Origin of the sequence: Frankia sp. AiPs1, from assembly GCF_023716945.1 — a bacterium.
Classification (GTDB): Bacteria; Actinomycetota; Actinomycetes; order Frankiales; family Frankiaceae; genus Frankia.
In genome coordinates this window covers 1-1,524 of the sequence record NZ_JAMQQF010000904.1, presented here as the reverse complement: position 1 = coordinate 1,524, position 1,524 = coordinate 1, and the positions used below count along the sequence as shown (strand labels likewise).

The window sequence follows — 1,524 nt, the reverse complement described above, 5'->3', positions numbered from 1 at the left end:
CCCCCCCCCCCCCCCGCCCGCGCCGCCGCCGCCCGCGATCCGGGCCGGGCGGCCCACCACCGTGATCCACGGTGACTGGCATTTCGGGCAGCTCGTCGCCCTGCCCGCCGCCGGCTGGCGGATCATCGACGTGGACGACCTCGGGCTCGGAGATCCGGCCTGGGACCTGGCTCGGCCCGCGGCCTGGTTCGCGACCGGCCTGTTGCCGGTGGAGCTGTGGGCGCGTTTCCTCGACGCCTACACGTCGTGCGGTGGCCCGGCGGTGACGGAACCGGACGATCCCTGGGCAGCGCTCGACCTGCCCGCGCGGGCCCTCACCGTCGAGTACGCCGCCACCGCCGTCGCCGCCCACCTCGACGCCCACCACGCCGGGGACGACGGCCTCGCCAGTAACGGTCGACACACCGGTAACGATCGCCACACCGGTAACGAGATGCACAACCGAAATGGGCGCGACACCGGTAACGGGGTGCACACCGCTAACGACCGCCATGCCGGTGACGACGGCCACCCCGGTGCGGACGTGCGCGGTGTCAACCGCCCTGATGCCGCCCCGGCCGCCAACGGGGAGACCGGGCCGGAGACCGCGCCGGACGAGGTCGGTCTGGCCTTCGTCGACGCCTGCGCGCGCATCGCGGGGACGGCAGGCGACGCGTCGCGATCCCGACTGCGCAGCGGATGATCTACCCCCGGTCGGTACGCTACCGGCGACGTCGGATGTCTCCCGCATCGATCGGCAGGTTGCGCCCCGTGAGCTACACGCTGCAGTGTCCCAAGTGCCACGCGATGATGCGGACCTACAACCGCAACGGCATCCAGATCGAGCAGTGCGACGGCTGCCGCGGCATCTTCCTCGACTACGGCGAGCTGGAGGCCCTCACCCGGCTCGAGGCGCAGTGGTCGCAGCCCGCCCCGCCCCCGCCGCCCGCGCCCTACGCACAGCCGCAGCACTACGCCCAGCCCGGATACGCCCAGCCCGCGTGGGGCCACGGGGGCCACGGGGGCCATCACAAGCACGGCGGCTTCGCCCGGATGCTGTTCTCCTCCTGACCGTCTCCACCTGCACGCCTCCGCCCGCGCGCTCCGCCTGCGCGCCTCCGCCTGACCGTCTGCACCAGCGCGCCTACGCCTGAGAGCCGTCCTTCCCGGCGCTGCCCCGCCTGGGCTCAGCCGGGGCGGGGCGCCAGGAAGCGCCGGACGTCCGCGGCCTCCGCCTGCAACGCCTTTGCCACCGCCGACCCCCAGTCCGGCGGGTCGGTGAACGGCGCGAGCTCGACGCGGCCGGCGGGCATCGACCAGATGCCCGCCGCCCGTCCATCGACGAGGATCACCGGGCGGAAGATGCCGTTGACCGTGACGGCCCGCCCGGCGGCACCCAACCAGTCCCGGCCGTCCCAGCCGTGGAGGACCGGGTCGAACGGGCCGAGCAGGCGCGGCGCCGGCAGGCCCGGCTTCGGCCCGTCGCCACGGGGCAGGTCGAGCCGGCCGTCCGTGCGCGTCACCAGGTCGGCGGCGATGGCGGCG

At 74.8% G+C, this 1,524-nt stretch carries 3 protein-coding genes; 2 read left to right on the top strand and 1 reads right to left on the bottom strand.

Annotated elements, in window-relative coordinates; all coding sequences use genetic code 11:
- The coding region (locus ND748_RS31755) for a phosphotransferase family protein (RefSeq protein ID WP_251749972.1) at positions 1 to 682 on the top strand (682 nt) is incomplete at its 5' end.
- Between the two features lie 68 nt (positions 683 to 750).
- Positions 751 to 1,050 carry a zf-TFIIB domain-containing protein gene (locus tag ND748_RS31750; RefSeq protein ID WP_251749971.1) on the top strand — a complete coding sequence of 100 codons (300 nt, stop codon included), beginning with the start codon at positions 751 to 753 and terminating at the stop codon, positions 1,048 to 1,050.
- A gap of 116 nt (positions 1,051 to 1,166) precedes the next feature.
- Here ND748_RS31750 and ND748_RS31745 read toward each other — a convergent pair.
- Positions 1,167 to 1,524, bottom strand: a 358-nt coding sequence (locus tag ND748_RS31745) for a DNA glycosylase AlkZ-like family protein (RefSeq protein ID WP_251749970.1), incomplete at its 5' end; no start/stop codon positions are given.